At 67.7% G+C, this 17,689-nt stretch carries 15 protein-coding genes and 1 riboswitch; of the genes, 6 read left to right on the plus strand and 9 right to left on the minus strand.

The window, feature by feature from the left end:
* Positions 1-75 precede the first annotated feature (75 nt).
* From cobJ to C8N34_RS21270, 7 genes are read right to left on the minus strand one after another with little or no spacing between them, the layout of a single operon-like run.
* On the minus strand, positions 76-807 hold the full coding sequence (gene cobJ / locus C8N34_RS21240) for a precorrin-3B C(17)-methyltransferase (protein WP_108130415.1): 732 nt from the start codon (positions 805-807) through the stop codon (positions 76-78).
* Positions 804-1,529 carry a precorrin-2 C(20)-methyltransferase gene (gene cobI, locus C8N34_RS21245; protein ID WP_108130416.1) on the minus strand — a complete coding sequence of 242 codons (726 nt, stop codon included), beginning with the start codon at positions 1,527-1,529 and terminating at the stop codon, positions 804-806. The genes cobJ and cobI overlap by 4 nt, the downstream gene beginning before the upstream one ends.
* A 3-nt stretch (positions 1,530-1,532) precedes the next feature.
* Positions 1,533-2,162, minus strand: coding sequence for a precorrin-8X methylmutase (locus C8N34_RS21250; protein ID WP_108130417.1), 630 nt, complete (start codon positions 2,160-2,162; stop codon positions 1,533-1,535).
* Positions 2,146-3,405, minus strand: coding sequence for a precorrin-3B synthase (gene cobG, locus C8N34_RS21255; RefSeq protein WP_108130418.1), 1,260 nt, complete (start codon positions 3,403-3,405; stop codon positions 2,146-2,148). The genes C8N34_RS21250 and cobG overlap by 17 nt, the downstream gene beginning before the upstream one ends.
* Complete coding sequence (cobN, locus tag C8N34_RS21260) at positions 3,402-6,635, minus strand: cobaltochelatase subunit CobN (RefSeq protein ID WP_108130419.1); 3,234 nt, start codon at positions 6,633-6,635, stop codon at positions 3,402-3,404. The genes cobG and cobN overlap by 4 nt, the downstream gene beginning before the upstream one ends.
* A gap of 3 nt (positions 6,636-6,638) precedes the next feature.
* Positions 6,639-7,673 (minus strand): cobalamin biosynthesis protein CobW, encoded by a 1,035-nt coding sequence (cobW, locus tag C8N34_RS21265; RefSeq protein ID WP_108130420.1) that lies wholly within the window; start codon positions 7,671-7,673, stop codon positions 6,639-6,641.
* Positions 7,670-8,053 (minus strand): DUF1636 family protein, encoded by a 384-nt coding sequence (locus C8N34_RS21270; protein WP_108130421.1) that lies wholly within the window; start codon positions 8,051-8,053, stop codon positions 7,670-7,672. Before C8N34_RS21270 ends, cobW begins: the two co-directional genes overlap by 4 nt.
* Before the next feature lie 89 nt (positions 8,054-8,142).
* Positions 8,143-8,336, minus strand: a riboswitch (cobalamin riboswitch).
* A 143-nt stretch (positions 8,337-8,479) separates the two neighbouring features.
* On the opposite strand from C8N34_RS21270, the gene cobO reads away from it, so the two are divergent.
* The 4 genes from cobO to C8N34_RS21290 all read left to right on the plus strand — a co-directional run bounded on the left by cobO (position 8,480) and on the right by C8N34_RS21290 (position 12,528).
* Complete coding sequence (gene cobO / locus C8N34_RS21275; RefSeq protein ID WP_108130448.1) at positions 8,480-9,118, plus strand: cob(I)yrinic acid a,c-diamide adenosyltransferase; 639 nt, start codon at positions 8,480-8,482, stop codon at positions 9,116-9,118.
* 292 nt (positions 9,119-9,410) lie between these two features.
* Positions 9,411-10,853: a cobyric acid synthase gene (locus tag C8N34_RS21280; protein WP_108130422.1), complete on the plus strand. Its 1,443-nt coding sequence runs from the start codon at positions 9,411-9,413 to the stop codon at positions 10,851-10,853.
* Positions 10,854-10,905: 52 nt separating this feature from the next.
* Positions 10,906-11,925: a CobW family GTP-binding protein gene (locus tag C8N34_RS21285; protein ID WP_158640768.1), complete on the plus strand. Its 1,020-nt coding sequence runs from the start codon at positions 10,906-10,908 to the stop codon at positions 11,923-11,925.
* A gap of 3 nt (positions 11,926-11,928) precedes the next feature.
* Positions 11,929-12,528, plus strand: a complete 600-nt coding sequence (locus C8N34_RS21290) for a DUF1345 domain-containing protein (protein ID WP_108130424.1) — start codon at positions 11,929-11,931, stop codon at positions 12,526-12,528.
* 12 nt (positions 12,529-12,540) lie between these two features.
* Here C8N34_RS21290 and parE read toward each other — a convergent pair whose 3' ends face one another.
* Both parE and C8N34_RS21300 read right to left on the minus strand, forming a co-directional pair.
* Complete coding sequence (parE, locus tag C8N34_RS21295; protein WP_108130425.1) at positions 12,541-14,496, minus strand: DNA topoisomerase IV subunit B; 1,956 nt, start codon at positions 14,494-14,496, stop codon at positions 12,541-12,543.
* 112 nt (positions 14,497-14,608) lie between these two features.
* Positions 14,609-15,238, minus strand: a complete 630-nt coding sequence (locus tag C8N34_RS21300; protein ID WP_054300959.1) for a glutathione S-transferase family protein — start codon at positions 15,236-15,238, stop codon at positions 14,609-14,611.
* A gap of 149 nt (positions 15,239-15,387) precedes the next feature.
* Between C8N34_RS21300 and C8N34_RS21305 the strand changes: the two genes are divergently transcribed.
* Both C8N34_RS21305 and C8N34_RS21310 read left to right on the plus strand, forming a co-directional pair.
* Complete coding sequence (locus C8N34_RS21305; RefSeq protein WP_145693672.1) at positions 15,388-15,762, plus strand: hypothetical protein; 375 nt, start codon at positions 15,388-15,390, stop codon at positions 15,760-15,762.
* Between the two features lie 56 nt (positions 15,763-15,818).
* The gene (locus C8N34_RS21310) at positions 15,819-17,573 is read left to right on the plus strand and encodes a bifunctional helix-turn-helix transcriptional regulator/alpha/beta hydrolase (protein WP_158640769.1); all 1,755 of its coding nucleotides are present in this window, start codon (positions 15,819-15,821) and stop codon (positions 17,571-17,573) included.
* Positions 17,574-17,689 lie beyond the last annotated feature (116 nt).

The raw sequence follows: 17,689 nt of genomic DNA on the forward strand, positions 1-17,689 counted from the left end.
CCGCCGCGCAAGTGGCGGGGACAGGATGCCTCCGGCGGGGATATTTGGGCCAAGATGAAACTGCGGCGCGGGGCATCAGGCGGATCTTGGCGTGTAGACGTAGGGGCCGATACGGCGGGTGGCCGAATTGCCCACCAGAACGACCGTGCGCATGTCGGCCATATCCTCGGTCGCCTCGGCCAGTGCGACGGTGCGCAGGTGCTGTTCCGGGGTGGAGACCGCACGGGCAAAGGTGATCAGCCGCGCGGGGTCACAGCATTCGCGCAGGATCTCCAGCACGCGGGCAAACTGGTGCGGGCGGGATTTTGACCGGGGGTTGTAGAAGGCCATGGCGAAATCCGCCTCGGCGGCAAGGCGCAGCCGGCGTTCGACCAGCGCGAAGGGCTTGAGGTTGTCGCTGAGGTTGATGGCGCAGAAATCATGGCCCAGCGGTGCCCCGGCGGCGGCGGCGGCGGCCAGCATCGCCGTGATGCCGGGCAGCACCGTGATGGGGACATGCGCGAGGTCGGGCCGCGCCTCCAGCGCCTCGAATACCGCGCTGGCCATGGCGAAAACGCCGGGATCGCCCGAGGAGACCACGACAACCCGCGCGCCCTTTGCCGCCATTTCAAGCGCATGGGTGGCGCGGTCCAGCTCCACCCGGTTGTCCGAAGGGTGCAGCGTCAGGCCCGGGCGCGGCGCCACGCGGGCGACGTAGGGGATATAGCCCACCACATCGGTGGCCTGATCCAGCGCCGCCGCGACCTCGGGCGTCACTTTCGCGGCGTCGCCGGGGCCAAGCCCCGCGATGATGACCGCGCCGGTCATTCCGCAATCTCCGGCCGGCGGCCATGGCCATGGACCAGAACCACCGCGAAATAGGGACAGTCGGCGGTATCCACCTCGGCCAGCGGCGCGATGCGCTGACCGGGCATGGTGCCGCGCTCGACCAGCCAGGCCTCGGACAGGCGGCCCGCGCTTTCCAGCGCGCGGCGGATCTTCGGCAGGTTGCGCCCGGTCTTCATCACCGCCAGCGCATCGGCGCGCTGCATATGCGCCACCAGATCGGGTTCGGGCAGGGTACCCATCAGCACGCTCAGCACATCGTCGCCCCAGGTGATGGGCTGGCCGGTGGCGTGCCAGCAGCCAGCCATGCCGGTGATACCGGGGATCACGCTGACCTCCACCCGGTCCTTCAGCCGGGCGTAGAGATGCATGAACGAGCCGTAGAAGAAGGGGTCGCCCTCACAGAGCACGACCACCTCGCCGGGCAGGCTGGCCAGCCGGTCAGCCCAGGCGTCATAGAACCGCGCCAGCGCCCCGATATATTCGGGGCTGTCGAAGGGCAGTTCGGTGGTGACCGGATATTCCATCGCATATTCGGTGACACCGGGGGCGAGCATCCCCTCGACGATGCTGCGGGCCTGACCGCGCCGCCCGGCCTTGCGGAAATAGGCGATCTGGCTGGCACCACGCAGGGCCCGGTCGGCACGGACCGAGATCAGGTCGGGGTCGCCCGGGCCAAGCCCGGCACAGATGATGCTGGCCATGGCCTATTCCTTCCGGCTGGCAAGCGCGTTGACGGCGGCGACCGCGATGGCCGAGCCGCCGAGCCGCCCCTCCACCGCCATGGCCGGGCAGGGCGGGGCTGCCATCAGCGCAGCCTTCGATTCCGCCGCGCCGATGAAGCCGACGGGGCAGCCGATGATCGCGGCAGGGCGCGGGGTGGCGGGGTCTTCCAGCAGGTTCAGCAGGTGGAAAAGCGCGGTTGGCGCATTGCCGATGGCCACCACCGCACCTGCCAGATGCGGCCGCCACAGTTCGACCGCCGCAGCACTTCGGGTATTGCCCATGGCGCGCGCAAGCTCCGGCACCTCCGGGTCATGCAGGGTGCAGATGACCGCATTGCCCGAAGGCAGGCGCGGCCGGGTGATGCCTTCGCTGACCATACGCGCATCGCAGAGGATCGGCGCGCCCGCCTCCAGTGCCGCCCGTGCCGCCACCGCCATGCCGGGGGTGAAACGGATGTGCTGCTCCAGCCCCACCATCCCGGCGGCATGGATCATGCGGACCGCGACAATCTCCTCCTCCGGCGTGAAGCGCGCCAGATCGGCCTCGGCCCGGATCGTGGCGAAGGAATGCAGATAGATCGTGGCGCCATCGGTTTCATAGAGGTGTGGCATCGGGGTCGCTCAGTCGTTCGGGCCGGGCCAGGAGCGCGGCGGCGGTGGTATGGGAAAGCGCCGGCGCATCGGCGCGGCCATTGCGGATGAGGGCAAAGCCCTCGGGTGTGGCGGTCAGGGTGAGGGGGGCGGGGCCGGGATGGGCACACCCCTTGGCGCAGCCCGAGACATGCGTGAGCCGGTCCAGATGCGGTGCAAGCTGCCGCGCCAGATCACGGACCGGCCGATGCGCCTGCCCGCAACCGGGGGCACCGGTGCAGGCGATGACGCGCAGCAGCGGGTCGGCCGGATCGGTGAGCAGGCCGGGCAGGTCCGGCGCCTGTGCGGCGCCCTCCACCAGCAGCATGCGCCAGGGCGTCACCCGCAGCGCGCCGAACCGCGCCAGCGCGGCAAGCGTTCCGGCCTCCATCTGCCCGAAGGCGAAGCCTACCAGCACGCCACCCGGCACCGGGCCGGGGCGGGGCTCAAATCCCTGCGCTGTGGTTTCGATCCCGAAGCCCGGCGGCAGGGCACCGCTGCGGATCAGTGCCGCCATCCGGCCTCGCCCGCCCTGTACGCCGCCTGCGGCCAGAAACCAGCGTGCCAGTGTCAGCGCCTCGGTTGCCGCCGTGTCCGGCGGAACCGGCTTCGCCAACGCTGTGCCATCGGGGCGCAACAGCAGCGCGTCGCCATGCCGCTCGATCCGAATGTCGGCGGCGGTGGCCTCCAGCACGCGTGCCGCGCCGGTATCGACCGCGAAGCCAAATTTTCCCGGCAGGTCCGGCGCATCCGGCGCAGCCAGAGCCGCCGCCAGATCCGCCGCGATGCGCAGCGTCAGCGCGTCGTGAAACGGCTGCACCACGATGTTGCGGCGCGTTTCGGTGGCCACATCGGCGTCGATCAGCCCCAGCCCGCGCAGCCCCTCGACCAGCGCGCCATGGCTTTCCGCCCGCACCCCGCGCAGCTGCACATTGGCCCGCGCCGAAAGGTCGATCCGCCCGTTGCCATGCGCGGCGGCCAGAGCGGCAATCCCCGCCGCCTGTTCCATGCTCAGCCGCCCCAGCCGGGGCCGCACCCGCACCACCAGCCCGTCGCCCGAGACCATCGGCCGCAACGCGCCGGGGCACCAGCCCTGAATGACCGGGTCTGGCCCCGGCGGCCTGCTTTCATCCTGGCCCAAATATCCTCGGGGGGAGGGGGCGTAGCCCCCGCGGGGGGCAGACAGCCCCCCGGCGACCGGAACGCCTTTGCCGACGCCGCTCATGCCGCACCCTCCAGCCAGGCTGCGATGGAATTGCGCCGCGTCACCCACAGCCCTGCCGCATGCAAGGCGTGGAAGCGGTCGCGCAGCGCGGCCAAAGCCTCGGGGTTCTCGCGTTCCAGAAACGCCACCACCTCGGCCCGGCCCAGGGTTGCCTCGTGGCAGAGGTCAAACAGATGGCCCGGCACGGCGCGGGTCAGATGGGCGAAGGCAGCAAGGTGATCCACCGTCGCCACGATTTCCGCCGCGCCGCGAAAACCGTGGCGCATCATCCCCTCGGCCCAGCCCGCATGGGTGGCGCGGGCGCGCACCACGCGGGCGATCTCCTCGCCCAGCAGGCGAGCCTGCGGCCGATCGGGGCGGGTGGCGTCCAGATGGTAAAGCGGCACGGTCTCGGCGCCCAGCCGCGCCAGCGCGGCGGCAAAGCCGCCCTCATGCGCGGCATGGTCGGCGGCCAGCAGCAGGTCGGTTTCGGGCAGATCCTGCACATGGGCGAAGCCCTCGGCCCCGCGCAGCCGCGCCTCCAGCGCCGCCCGGTCGGGGGTCACCGCGCCCTGCGCGTCGATGGCCCATTCCGAGGCGTTCAGCCATGCTTCGCCTGCCGCCGCGCGGGCGGCATCGGAATAATCCTCCAGCGCGGCGCCCATGCCGGTGCCGTAAAGGCCCGGCTTCGGGCCAAAGACGCGGGGGCCGGGGGCGGAGGCATAGGGGTTCTCATCCTCGTCCCGGTCGGCCAGCGCGCCCACCGCCTGCTGGAACAATTGCGCAAGCCCCGGAAAGACATCGCGGAACAGGCCCGACACCCGCAACGTCACATCGACGCGCGGGCGGCCCAGAAGGGCGGGCGGCACGATTTCAAACCCCGAAACACGGGCCGAGCCTTCGTCCCAGCGCGGCGCCAGCCCGGCCAGATGCAGCGCCATGGCAAATTCCTCGCCCGCCGTGCGCATGGTGGCCGACCCCCAGAGGTCCACCACAAGCGCGCGCGGGTAATCGCCCTGATCCTGCAAATGCCGCCGGATCAGCTCTTCCGCCAGTTTCACGCCCTGCGCATGGGCGGCGCGGCTGGGTACGGCGCGCGGATCGACGGCATAAAGGTTGCGCCCGGTCGGCAGCACGTCCAGCCGTCCCCGCGCCGGGGACCCCGAAGGCCCCGGCGCCACATGCCGCGCGTCCAGCGCCGTCAGCAGCCCCGCGGCCTCGCCCTTTGATGCGCCGTAGACATGCAGCCCCTCGCCATACTGGCTTTCTTTCACGTCGCAGACGAAACGGTCGATCCGCACCATCGCCTCGGCAGCCGAGGCATCGGGGGCAAGCCCCAGATCGGCCTCGACGCCCGCCGCCTGCGCCTCGGCCCGCAGATCGGCCACCAGCCGGTCGCGGCGCGCGGGGTCCAGCCCGTCGGCGGTGGAATATTCGTCCAGCAGCCGCTCCAGCCGCAACAGCGCGGGGGGCGTGCCCGCCTGCGTCAGCGGCGGCGGCATATGGCCCAAGGTGACCGCACCGATGCGGCGCTTGGCCTGCGCCGCCTCGCCGGGATCATTGACGATGAACGGGTAGATCACTGGCAGATCGCCCACCAGCGCCTCGGGCCAGCAGGCATCGGATTGCGCCACCGCCTTGCCGGGCAGCCATTCCAGCGTGCCGTGCGCGCCGACATGGATCAGCGCATGAAGCCCCTGCGCCCGCAGCCACAGGTAGAAGGCCACATAACCATGGCAGGGCACGCGGCCAGTGTCGTGATATTCGCCATCACGCAATGCCGCCGTGCCGCGTTCCGGTTGCAGCGCCACCAGCGCCGCGCCCCGACGCAGCGCCCGGAAGCGGAAGAACTGGCCCTCGCAAGCCGGGTCATCCTCGGGGGCGCCCCATGTGGCGTGCAGGGCCGTTTGCAGCGGCGCGGGCAGGGCAGCCAGCGCGGCGCGATAATCCGCCAGCGGCCAGTCGAGCGTTTCGGCCTGAAGCGCGCGGCCCAGATCCGTGCCGGGCGTCACCGCGTAGCCCGCGCTGCGGAGCGTTTCCACAATGGCCTCTGTCGAGGCCAGCGCATCCAGGCCAACGGCATGGGCAAGGTTCCAGCCCTTGCCGGGATAGGTGGACAACACCAGCGCCAGCCGCCGTTCCGCCACAGGCGTGGCGCCCAGCCGATAGCGCGCGGCAACCTTGTCGATCACCGCCGCCACGCGGTCTGCATCGGCGCGATGCACGAAGCGCGAGAATTGCAGGTCAGGGTCGCGGGGGCTGGGTTGCTTGAAGCTGACCACCCCGGCGAAGATCCGGCCATCGACCTCGGGCAACACGACATGCATGGCCAGATCGGCGGGCGACAGCCCGCGTTCTGCGGCGGCCCAATCCTTGCGCCGCGCGGTCGACAGCGCCACCTGCCAGACCGGACAGCCGGGGGCATCCAGCGGCGAGTTACCAGCCTCGCCCCTGGCGGAAAAGGCGGTGGCATTGATCACCGCCACCGGCTGCGCAGCCTGCAGCGCCCCGGCCACCAGCGCGGCATGCGGGCCTTTCAGCGAGGGGGCGAACAGGCCGAAGGCCCGGAAACCCCGCGCCCGCGCCGCACGGATCAGCACATCCACCGGGTCGGTATCGGCGGCGGTCAGGTAAGACCGATAGAAGGTGACGGCGATCAGCGGCGCTTCACTTTCGGGCGAGGCAATGACGCCCCGGTCAGGGCAATACCAGCCACTATCGGGCAGGGTCTTGGCCCCGGCCACCGGCGCCATGTAAAGCCCCGCCGCCAGCGCCAGTTGCGCCAGCGCCGCCTGCGCTGCCACCGCGCCGCCCGCGTCACACAGCACCGCCAGACGGCGCAACGTGCCGCTGGGCAGGGTAGAAAGGTCGTCCAGCCGCGCATCCGGCCGCCCGTCGGCGGGCAGCACCGCCAGCGCGATGCCCTTGCGTCGGCACAGATCCTGCACCGAGGCGAGGCCATAGGGCCAATAGCTTTCACCGCCGATCAGCCGGACCAGAATGCCCTTCGCCCCGGACAGCGTCGCCTCGACATAGGTATCGACCGACACCGGATGGCGCAGCGCCACCAGATTGACCAGCCGCAGCGAAGGCACATCGCCCGCCGCTTTCGCCCGCTGCCATCCTGCCGCGAAAGCGCCAAGGTCGCTGTCGGAAAACGACAGAACCACCAGATCCGCCGGGCTTTGCCCCGGATCGAACGGCGTGTCGGTCTCCTCCAGCCCGTGACTTTCGCGGAAGACGACGTGCAAGGCTCAGCCCTCCAGCACGGTGCGGATGGCGGCTTCGTTCACCTTGTCATGCTCGGCGATGACCACCAGACGGGTCGCACGCGGTGTGTCGCCCCAGGGGCGGTCATATTGTGCCCGTACCCGCGCGCCCACGGCCTGCACCAGCATCCGCATCGGCTTGCCCGCTACGGCGACATAGCCCTTCACGCGCAGGATGTCCTGTTCGCAGGCCAGCCGGATGATTGCGGCTTGCAGCGCCTCTGGGTCCGCCACCTCGCCCAGTTCGATCACCACCGTGTCGAAATCATCATGTTCATGGTCATCATGGCCATCGTGATGGCTCGGGCGGGCGGCAAGGTCGTCTTCGGCTGCCGCATTCAGACCAAGCACGACACGCGGGTCCACCACACCTTCCGAAACGGGCAGGATCGGCAGCTTGCGCGGCGCCTCGGCCTCGATCACCCCGCGCGCGGCGGCCAGACCGGCCTCGCCCGCGAGGTCGGCCTTGGTCAGCAACACCAGATCGGCGCAGGCGATCTGATCCTCGAACACCTCGGACAGCGGGGTTTCGTGGTCAAGACTGTCATCGGCGGCGCGCTGCGCCTCCACCGCCGAGACATCGGGGGCGAAACGCCCCGCCGCCACCGCCTCGGCATCGGCCAGCGCCACCACGCCATCCACCGTGATGCGCGAGCGGATCGCGGGCCAGTCGAAGGCTTTCAGCAGCGGTTTCGGCAGCGCGAGGCCCGAGGTTTCGATCAGGATATGATCGGGGCGCTGCGGCATCGCCATCAGCGCCTCGATCGTCGGAATGAAATCCTCGGCCACGGTGCAGCAGATGCAACCATTCGCCAGTTCCACGATATTCTCGGCCGGGCAATTCGCATCGGCGCAGGATTTCAGGATCTCGCCATCCACCCCCACGGTGCCGAATTCATTGACCAGAACGGCCAGCCGCTTGCCTTGCGGATTGGCCATGAGATGCCGGATCAGCGTGGTCTTGCCCGAACCCAGAAAGCCGGTGATCACGGTAACGGGGACTTTGGTCAGATCGGTCATTCGGCGGCTTCCTGTGTTGCGTCAGAGGGGAATGGGGGGATGCGGGCAAGGCATTGCTTGCGGAACACCTCGGGTCGCTCGCGCCAGGGCACCACTCCGTCAGCGGTTCCGGCATAGCGCGTGGCGCCGTCCAGAATGGCCGCGACATGGGTTTCGGGGTCCAGCCGGCCATAGACATAGGTCCATTTGCCGGGGGCAGAGAGTGCGACGGCACAGCCGTTGGAACAGGCCGACAGGCATTCGACCCCGACGATACACACGCCTTCCGGCGCGCCTGCCTGAGCCAGTGCCTCGTGCAGCACGGCACCGGGGCGCGGCGCGGCGGGGTCCACCCCCTCGCGCCGGCAGGTCAGACAGACATGGAGCGTGGTCTGCGCCATCGGATCATCCCTTCCTTGGCAAAAGGGATGCAGGCGCGGAAGGGGTGACAGGCAGTCACCTCTGCCGGTCGCGGAACACCCCGTCCGCCCGTCAAAACAGATCGCTGGCAGGTCTCCCGGCTTGCGGAGTGGATTTCTCCCCGACCCCGACCTTCCCGGCTGTTTGCCAGTGGTATGGGGTCTCTCCGGTCACGGTCGCGGGGGCGGCTGCGCTTGGCCCTTGAGCCTGTCGCATTCCCTTTTCACCTGCCTCGCGGCAGGAACCAGCATGGCCCGCTTGTGCCACATCCCCCGGCGAAGTCAAGCGCGGCCCGCGCCGCTTCGGCGGGCAGGCGCGACATGGCGCGCGCCGCGCGCGGGCCGTCGCTTCGCGGCTTCCGGTGGACAAGGGCCACCGCTATGCTGCCCCGCGAACAGGAGGATACGATGCAAGATACCGCCCCGCAGACCGAAGTTCCGGCAGAGGATCTGGCCCGCCATGCCGCCAAGATGGCGAAGAAGAAAGCCGCCCGTGACAAGATCATGGCGACGAAAGAAGGCGAAAAGGGGCTGCTCATTGTCCATACCGGCGCGGGCAAGGGCAAAAGCTCCAGCGGGTTCGGCATGATCCTGCGCTGCATCGCCCATGGTATGCCCTGCGCCGTGGTGCAGTTCATCAAGGGCGCCTGGGACACGGGCGAGCGGCGCCTGATCAAAGAGAATTTCGCGGGTCTCTGCCAGTTTCACGCCATGGGCGAGGGCTTCACCTGGGAAACCCAGGACCGCGCCCGTGACATCGCCATGGCGCGCAAGGGCTGGGAGAAGGCGAAAGAGCTGATCCGCGACCCGGAGATCCGCTTCGTGCTGCTGGACGAAATCAATATCGCGCTGCGCTACGATTATCTGCCGCTGGACGAGGTTCTGGACTTCCTGCGCGACGAGAAGCCGCCGATGACCCATGTCTGCCTCACGGGCCGCAACGCCAGGGAAGAGCTGATCGAACTGGCCGATCTGGTGACCGAGATGGCGCTGGTGAAGCATCCGTTCCGCTCGGGGATCAAGGGTCAGAAGGGCGTCGAGTTCTGACCGGCCGGGGAGGGGGCTCTGCCCCCGTCGCTGCGCGACTCCCCCGGGATATTTAAGGCCAAGATGAAAGCAACGAGATGTTAACCGAATCGCGGCAGGTTGAAGGGGCGGAACAGGGAGGGATCCCGATGGCCGCCCAAGGTGAAAGCGCCGCGTCTCTGCCGTGGAAACGGCCCGGGATGCGGCGCCCAAATCGGGCTGGGTGCCATTTCATCTTGGCCTTAAATATCCCGGGGGTGAGGCCCGCAGGGCCGAGGGGGCAGCGCCCCCATCCTGTCCAGGAAGAGGCGCGATGACGGCGCTGATGATCCAGGGGGCGGGGTCGAATGTCGGCAAGTCGCTGCTGGTCGCGGGGCTTTGCCGGGCAGCGCGGCGACGCGGTTTGAAGGTGGCGCCCTTCAAGCCGCAGAATATGTCGAACAACGCCGCCGTTACATCTGACGGGGGCGAGATCGGGCGGGCGCAGGCGTTGCAGGCCCTGGCCTGCGGGCTGGAGCCGGTGGTGGACATGAACCCGGTGCTGCTGAAGCCGGAAAGCGAGACCGGCGCACAGGTGGTGGTGCAGGGACGGCGGCTGACCACGACGCGGGCGGCGGACTATCCGGCGCTGAAGCCACGTCTGATGGGGGCGGTGCAGGAAAGCTTTGCCCGGTTGCGGGCAGCGCATGATCTGGTGATCGTCGAGGGGGCGGGCAGCCCCGCCGAGGTCAACCTGCGCGCGGGCGATATCGCCAATATGGGTTTCGCGCGGGCGGCGGATGTGCCGGTGGTATTGGCCGGGGACATCGACCGGGGTGGAGTGATCGCGCAGATGATCGGCACGCAGGCGGTGCTTGACCCGGAGGATGCTGCGATGATCGTGGGGTTCATCATCAACAAGTTCCGGGGCGATGTTCGCCTGTTCGATGGCGGTTACCGGCTGATCGCGGATCGCACCGGCTGGCGTGGGTTCGGAGTGTTGCCGTGGTTTGGCGATGCCGCGCGGCTGCCCGCCGAGGATGCGCTGGACCTGCCACGCGCGCGCGGCGATGGCGCGCTGCATGTGGTCTGCCTCGCGCTGTCGCGGATCGCCAATTTCGATGATCTGGACCCGCTGGCGCAGGAGCCTGCCGTGCGGCTGACGCTGCTGCCCGCCGGGCAGCCCATTCCGGGCGACGCCGATCTGGTGATCCTTCCGGGCAGCAAATCGACGCGCGGCGATCTGGCCTTCCTGCGCGCGCAGGGGTGGGACATTGATCTTGCCGCCCATGTGCGGCGCGGCGGGCATGTGCTGGGCATTTGCGGCGGGTATCAGATGCTGGGCCATGTGGTGCGTGATCCCGAGGGGATCGAGGGACCGGCGGGCGAAACGCCGGGGTTGGGGCTGCTGGACATTGAGACGGTGATGACCCCGGACAAGCGGCTGACCCGCACCCGCGCCACCCATGCCGCCACCGGCCTCGATGTCGAGGGGTATGAAATCCATATCGGGCGCAGCGACGGCCCGGCCCGTACCCGGCCGTTCGCCTTTGTCGAGGGCGCCCCCGAAGGCGCGGTCTCGGCTGATGGCCGCATCATTGGCAGCTATCTGCACGGGCTGTTCCGGGCCGATGCCTTCCGCGCGGCCTTCCTGCGGGGCCTCGGGGCCACATCGGCGCTGGGCTATGAGGCCACAGTCGAGGCGACGCTGGACGCGCTCGCCGATCACATGGAGGCGTATCTGGACGTGCCGGGTCTGCTCGCGCTGGCGCGCTGACTTGCGCGCAAGGGGCGGTGCGGCTACCGATGGGCGGGAACAGGAGACCCGCATGACCGACCGCATCCCCGTCACCATCCTCACCGGCTTTCTGGGCGCCGGAAAGACCACGCTGCTGAACCGGCTGATGACCGAGCCGGGCTTTGGCGATACTGCGGTCATCGTCAATGAATTCGGCGCGGTGGATGTGGATGGCGGGCTGATGGAGGGCGTGGGCGACCGCGCCTTTGCCTCCTCCACCGGCTGTATATGCTGCACGGTCTCGGGCGATGTGCGGCTGACGCTGCTGCGCCTCAAGGATGAGGCGGACAGCGGCAAGGACCCCGCCTTCAGCCGCGTGGTGATCGAAACGACCGGCCTCGCCGATCCTGCTCCGGTCATGCAGACTTTCATGACCAATGATATCATGCTGGACAATTTCGTGCTGAACGGTGTGGTGACGGTGGTCGATGCCGCCAATGCGACCGAGGCGCTGGACCGATATGACGAGGCGCGGCGGCAGGTGGGCGTCGCCGATCTGCTGGTGATCTCGAAAACCGATCTGGCGGACCCGGCGCCGGTGGTTGAGCGTCTGACCGCGCTCGCCCCCAATGCCGGGGTGGTGACCGCCGCCGATCTGACTGCCGAACGGCTGTTTTCGATTGCCGCCTACGATGTGGCGGGCAAGCCGCCGGTGGTGGCGGAGTGGTTGCGGTTCGCCAGCACCGGCCACCATCATCACCATCACAGTGCCAACCACCATGGCGGCAGCGTCACCGCCTTCTGCTTCATGGCCGATCAGCCGATCGAGGCGAGCGTGATGCAGATGGCAATCGGCGCGTTGCAATCGACCTATGGCCCTGATCTTCTGCGTCTCAAGGGGCTGGTGGAATTGCAGGAACTGCCGGGACGTCCCACGGTCTTCCATGCCGTGCAGCATATCCTCAGCCCGCCGCGCAGCCTGCCCGGATGGCCCGAGGGGATGGCGGGATCGCGGCTGGTGATCATTGCCGCCGGGCCGGGGCGCAACCAGTTGCCCGCGATGATGGCCAGCTTCCTGCCCGAGATGCGGCAGGTTGGCGAGGGTTGGTAGCCGATGTTCGCCCGCCACCGCCGCTTTGTCCTTGCCCTGATGCTTGGCGTGGCGCTGGGCGGTGCGGGCTGGCTCTGGGGGCTGAGTGCCGCACGCGCCGTGCTGCTGGCGGCCGACAGCGCCTTTCTGGTCTATCTTGGGCTTGTCGGCCTGTTTCTGCGCGGCATGTCGCCCGAGGATCTGCGCCGCCATTCCGAACTGTCGGACGAGGGTGTGCCGCTGATTGCGGCGCTGGCGCTGGGCTCGGTCGGGCTGAGCCTTGGCGCCATTGCGCTGGCGATGAATCACGGTGGCCCGGTGGAAGTGGCGCTGGCCGTCGCCTCGGTCCCGCTGGGCTGGACGGTGCTGCATGTGCTGACGGCGTTCCATTATGCCGCGCTTTGGTATGACAAGGGCGCGAAGGGGCTGAGCTTTCCGGGCAATCAGACCCCCGGCCCATGGGATTTCCTGTATTTCAGCTTCACCGTGGGCATGACCGCGCAGGTCTCCGACGTTATCGTCGAACGTGCCGCCCTGCGCCGCCTTGTGCTGGCGCATGGGGTGGTGTCGTTCTTCTACAACACCGTCATTCTGGCGCTGGCGGTGAATGTGGCGGTGGGGTGAGGGGAAGCCCCCTCACACATCCAGTTCCTCCACGAACCGCGCGTTTTCCTGAATGTACTGGAAGCGCAGTTCCGGTTTCTTGCCCATCAGCCGTTCGACCAGATCGCCGGTTTCGCCCGGTTCGTCCTCGTCGATGCTGACGCGGATCAGGGTGCGGGATTTGGGGTCCATCGTGGTTTCCTTCAGGTCCTTGGCGTCCATCTCGCCAAGTCCCTTGAAGCGTTGCACGTCGATCTTGCCCTTGCCGCCAAGGCCCTTTTCCAGCCAGTGTTCTTTTTCGGCGTCATTGGCGACGTAAAGCCGTTTGGCGCCCTGCGTCAGCCGGTAAAGCGGCGGGCAGGCGAGGTAGAGGTGGCCCTTGTCGATCAGCGGGCGCATCTGGGTGAAGAAGAAGGTCATCAGCAGGCTGGCAATGTGGGCACCGTCCACATCGGCGTCGGTCATGATGATGATCTTGTCATAGCGCAGGTCATCGGTGCGGAACTTCGTGCCCATGCTGACACCCAGCGCCTCGCAGATGTCGCGGATCTCGGCATTGTCGGCCAGTTTGTTCGAGGCCGCGCCCAGCACGTTCAGCACCTTGCCGCGCAAGGGCAGCAGCGCCTGATATTCGCGGTCGCGCGCGCCCTTGGCCGACCCGCCAGCCGAGTCACCCTCGACGATGAACAGTTCCGTCCCCTCGCGGTTCTTGGCGGAGCAATCGGTCAGCTTGCCGGGCAGGCGCAGGCGTTTGGTCGCAGATTTGCGCTGCGTTTCCTTTTCCTGCCTGCGGCGCAGCCGTTCCTCGGCGCGCAGCACAAGGAAATCGAGGATCGCGCCCGCTGATTTGGTGTCATTCGCCAGCCAGGTGTCGAAATGGTCGCGCACCGCGCCCTCGACCCATTTCGCGGCCTCCTCGGTGGACAGGCGGTCCTTGGTCTGGCCCACGAATTGCGGTTCTCGGATGAAGCACGACACCAGCGCGCAGCCTCCCGCGAGCAGGTCGTCGCGGGTGATCTGTTCGGCCTTGCGGTTCTTGACCAGCTCGCCATAGGCGCGCACGCCCTTCAGGATCGCGGCCCAGAAGCCCGCCTCATGCGTGCCGCCCTCGGGGGTGGGCACGGTGTTGCAATAGCTGTGGATGAAGCCGTCGCGCGCGGGCGTCCAGTTGATCGCCCATTCGACGGAACCGGGAACGCCGTATTTCTCGGTGAAGCTCACCTTACCGGCGAAGGGCTTTTCCGAATAGGTTTCAACCTTTTGCAGGCTTTCGCTCAGGTAATCCGCCAAGCCGCCGGGGAAGTGGAAGGTGGCCTCCTGCGGGGTTTCGCCGTCTTCGATGGCGGATTTCCAGCGGATTTCCACGCCCGAGAACAGATAGGCCTTGGACCGCACCATCTTGAACAGCCGCGCGGGTTTCAGCTTCAGCGAGCCGAAGATCTCGGGGTCCGGGTGGAAGGTCACGGTGGTGCCGCGCCGGTTGGGGGCGGCGCCCAGCTTTGCAATCGGCCCCTGCGGGACACCGCGCGAGAAGCGTTGTTCGTAAAGCTCTTTGTTGCGGGCCACCTGCACGATCAGCGAATCCGACAGCGCGTTCACCACCGAAGACCCCACGCCGTTCAGACCGCCCGAGGTCGAATAGGCCTTGTTCGAGAATTTGCCGCCCGCGTGCAGCACGGTCAGAATGACCTCCAGCGCGGATTTTCCGGGGAATTTCGGATGCGGATCGACCGGCATGCCGCGCCCGTTGTCGCGGACGGTGACGGAATGATCCTCGTGCATTTCGACCTCGATCCGGTTCGCATGGCCCGCCACCGCCTCGTCCATCGAATTGTCGAGGATCTCGGCGACAAGGTGATGCAGCGCGCGTTCATCGGTGCCGCCGATATACATGCCGGGCCGCTTGCGCACGGGCTCCAGCCCTTCCAGCACCTCGATGGAGGAGGCGTTATATTCTTCGGGCTGGGCGGCGAACATGTCGGTGGGCATGGGCTGCTCGATTCCTCTTTGCGGGCGTCTTCAGGGGCGCGATTAGACCATTCGGGCGGGCGGGGCGCAAGCTGTTGCGTCCCGCCCGTGACGTCACCGCAGTTTGTAGGCCTCAGGCCGGTTCCGCCGACCGCGCCTGCCACATGGCCTGAAACGCCGGCCGGGCCTGACAGCGGGCCAGCCAGCTGGCCGTGGCGGGATGCGCCTCCATCAGCGGCTTGTGGCCCTGGGCGTAGCGCAGGCATTCGGCCACCATCAGATCGGCGACCGTGAAGCGGTCCGACAGCCAGTCGCGGCCGGTAAGATGCGCCTCCAGCCGGGCAAGCCCGCGGGCCAGCTTTGCAGCCTCGGCCTCAACCACCTGCGGATCTTGCGATTGCAGGATCGCCAGGGAATGCGGTTCGATCGCGGTGGCGGCGAACAGCGCCCAGTTTTCGCTGGCCGACAGTTCGGCCTCGTCCTTCGGCGCCAGAGGGCCACCGGCGCGGCGGGCCAGATGCAGGCAGATCGCGAGGCTTTCTGTCAGCACCAGATCGCCGTCGACCAGCGCGGGGATCTGGCCGATGGGGTTCACCGCCAGAAAGCCGGGCGAGGCGGTGTTGACCGGCGCATCGGCGGCGCCGGGATCGGGCAGACGGTAGGCCTGGATCACCGGAACATGGGTGAAGGGCGTGCCTGTTTCGGCCAGAAGCCAGAGCGGGCGCGAGGCGCGGGAGCGATAGCAGCCGTAAAGCGTGATCAAGGCGATACCTCCTGAAGGGATATCCCTTCATCCGATGCGCGGGGCAGATTCGGCAACCGTCTTGCCGGAATCGCGGTTTGGGGGCAGGATATCGATAGGCGCCCGGATTTTACGGCGTCTCAAATCTTTTGCATCTGACGAGGTTTTTCATGACTGGCTTGATGACGGCCGCCATCGCGGCCCTTGCGGCATTGTTCTATCTGACCGCAGCACTTTTCCTGAAAGGATGGGGGCAGATCCCGGTCTGGGTGACGCTGGCCGGGGTTGTGGTGACGCTGATCATCGCCTCGGCGCTGGAGATGGAGGCCCTGCGCCGCGCGCGCTTTGCCGAGGTCGTGCTGCTGATCATCTGCACCGAGGTGACGCTGGCGCTGATCCTGTCGCGATTCCTGTTCCGGGATGGCTTCTCTGCCGTGGAGTTGTGCGGGCTTGCCCTGATGCTGGCAGGGGTTGCGCTGCTGCTGACCGGGGGCGGGCACGGCCATTCCGAAGTGGTGAAAGCGGTGGAAAGAAGGGTGAGCTGATGGCCGGAATGTAAAGCGCGCTTGCTTCGTTCCTTGCGATGCGCAAGCTAGCGAACATGACCGAACGTCCTGTCAAACCGCCCACCGCGCAGTTTGCCGAGCGCGAGCAGAAGGCCGAGATTGTCGACCGCCTTTACGAGGTGGCGCTCGACCCGATCCGGCTTGAGGAACTGCTGGAGGTGTGGGAGGACCGTGCGGCCTCGTTGCGCAGCGGGCCGGTGGATCATGCCGTGGTGCTGGACGATCCCGAGATCGACGCCCATATCAACCGGGCGCGGGTATTCCTGGACCGTTACGAGGCCACGCGCGAGGAGGGCGGTTATCGCCTGCTGCTGGATGACATCCCGCGGTCTGCCGCGTTTGTCAGTGACGGCGGGCCGAAGATCACCGCCTGCAACCGGCCCGCGCAGCATGCCTTCGGCCTGTCCGATGGGGCGGCGCTGACGGCGCTGCCTTTCGACGCCGAGGATGTGGATACCCTGCGCGCGGTGATCCGCAAAGTGGCGCTGGGTCTGGGCGAACAGGTGGCGACACTGCGCATCCGGTCGGTCACCACCGGCAGCCCGGTCATTCTGCGGGTCAGCCGCATCGCAGCACCCGGACCGCATCCGCTGGCGCTGGTCATCTCGACGGAACTTTACTGGCCTGCCGAATTCAGCGCCACGGTGCAGGAGGCCTTCGGGCTGACGCTGGCCGAGGTGGAGATCGTGCGCGGTATCACGCTGGGCCTGCCGCTGAAAGATATCGCCGAACAGCGCGGCCGCTCGATCGAGACGGTGCGGACGCAGGCGCGCTCGATCCTTGCCAAGACCGAAACCCACAGCCAGTCGGAACTGGTGCGTGTGGTGCTGGGGCTGATGGATGTCTCTTTCATCCCCACCTCGGGGGTGCGCGAGGTGGCGGGGCCGGGGCTTCTGCGGGATGTGGAATTCCAGCATCTGCGCGGGCCTGCCGGGCGCAGGCTGGAATTCATCGAATTCGGTGCGCCGGGCGGTGTGCCGGTGCTGTTCATGCACCTTGATTATGGCCTGATCCGCTGGCCTGCCGAAGCCGAGCGTCAGGCCGAACGGCGCGGTCTGCGCATCATCGTGCCGGTGCGGGCGGGCTATGGCGAAAGCGATCTGCACGGGCGCGGGACCGACCATGTTCAGGGCGTGGCCGAGGATTATGCGGCGGTGCTGGATCATCTGGGTATCGCGCAGGTGGCTGTCATCGCGCTGGGGGCGGATCTGCGCTTTGCGCTGGCGCTGGCCGATCTGCGGCCGGGGATGGTCTCGGGCGTGATCGGCTGTGCTGCGCAACTGCCGCTGCGCACCGCCGCGCAGTATGAGCGCATGGACAAGTGGCAGCGCTTCATCCTTGCCAATGCACGCTATGCCCCGAAGGTTCTGCCGTTTCTGGTGCAGGCCGGGTTCAGCCTCGCGCGCAAGCTGGGCAAGGAAAAGTTCTTTGCCCAGGTCAATGGCGGATCACCCGCCGATATGGAAACCTTCGCCGATCCGCAGGTGCGCGAAGCGATGCTGGCGGGCTCCGAGGTCTGTCTGGCGGCGCGCTTCTCCGCGCATGAGGCGTTCACGCGCGAATGCATCAGTTCCGAGCGCGACTGGTCCGCGCTGATCCGGCGCTGCAAGGTGCCGGTGCTGCTGCTTCAGGGAGATCAGGACCCGCAGACTCCGGTGCAGACGATTCGAGAATTGATGGACGATTACCCCCGGTTGCGCGTGGAGTTTCTGCCTGCAACCGGGCAGCTGCTTTTCTTCCGCGAATGGCGTCAGGTTCTAGATCGGCTCGCCGAATTCCTGCCACGTTAACGCCTTTTTACCGCAGATGGAGTATGCGGCGCCCAAGGCCGGGGGCTAGGGTTACGGCATGACGAAAGCCTTTGGCACTGCGGTCATTTTGATAAGGTAGACATTTTCCCCCACAG

The sequence above is a fragment of the Gemmobacter caeni genome (genome assembly GCF_003054195.1).
Taxonomy (GTDB): Bacteria; Pseudomonadota; Alphaproteobacteria; order Rhodobacterales; family Rhodobacteraceae; genus Gemmobacter; species Gemmobacter caeni.

Excerpts from the sequence above, each read along its gene's own strand:
- cobJ (WP_108130415.1), bottom strand. The coding sequence starts at position 807 with ATGACCGGCGCGGTCATCATCGCGGGGCTTGGCCCCGGCGACGCCGCG.
- cobI (WP_108130416.1), bottom strand. The coding sequence starts at position 1,529 with ATGGCCAGCATCATCTGTGCCGGGCTTGGCCCGGGCGACCCCGACCTG.
- C8N34_RS21250 (WP_108130417.1), bottom strand. The coding sequence starts at position 2,162 with ATGCCACACCTCTATGAAACCGATGGCGCCACGATCTATCTGCATTCC.
- cobG (WP_108130418.1), bottom strand. The coding sequence starts at position 3,405 with ATGAGCGGCGTCGGCAAAGGCGTTCCGGTCGCCGGGGGGCTGTCTGCC.
- cobW (WP_108130420.1), bottom strand. The coding sequence starts at position 7,673 with ATGACCGATCTGACCAAAGTCCCCGTTACCGTGATCACCGGCTTTCTG.
- C8N34_RS21270 (WP_108130421.1), bottom strand. The coding sequence starts at position 8,053 with ATGGCGCAGACCACGCTCCATGTCTGTCTGACCTGCCGGCGCGAGGGG.
- cobO (WP_108130448.1), top strand. The coding sequence starts at position 8,480 with ATGCAAGATACCGCCCCGCAGACCGAAGTTCCGGCAGAGGATCTGGCC.
- C8N34_RS21280 (WP_108130422.1), top strand. The coding sequence starts at position 9,411 with ATGACGGCGCTGATGATCCAGGGGGCGGGGTCGAATGTCGGCAAGTCG.
- C8N34_RS21285 (WP_158640768.1), top strand. The coding sequence starts at position 10,906 with ATGACCGACCGCATCCCCGTCACCATCCTCACCGGCTTTCTGGGCGCC.
- C8N34_RS21290 (WP_108130424.1), top strand. The coding sequence starts at position 11,929 with ATGTTCGCCCGCCACCGCCGCTTTGTCCTTGCCCTGATGCTTGGCGTG.
- parE (WP_108130425.1), bottom strand. The coding sequence starts at position 14,496 with ATGCCCACCGACATGTTCGCCGCCCAGCCCGAAGAATATAACGCCTCC.
- C8N34_RS21305 (WP_145693672.1), top strand. The coding sequence starts at position 15,388 with ATGACTGGCTTGATGACGGCCGCCATCGCGGCCCTTGCGGCATTGTTC.
- C8N34_RS21310 (WP_158640769.1), top strand. The coding sequence starts at position 15,819 with ATGACCGAACGTCCTGTCAAACCGCCCACCGCGCAGTTTGCCGAGCGC.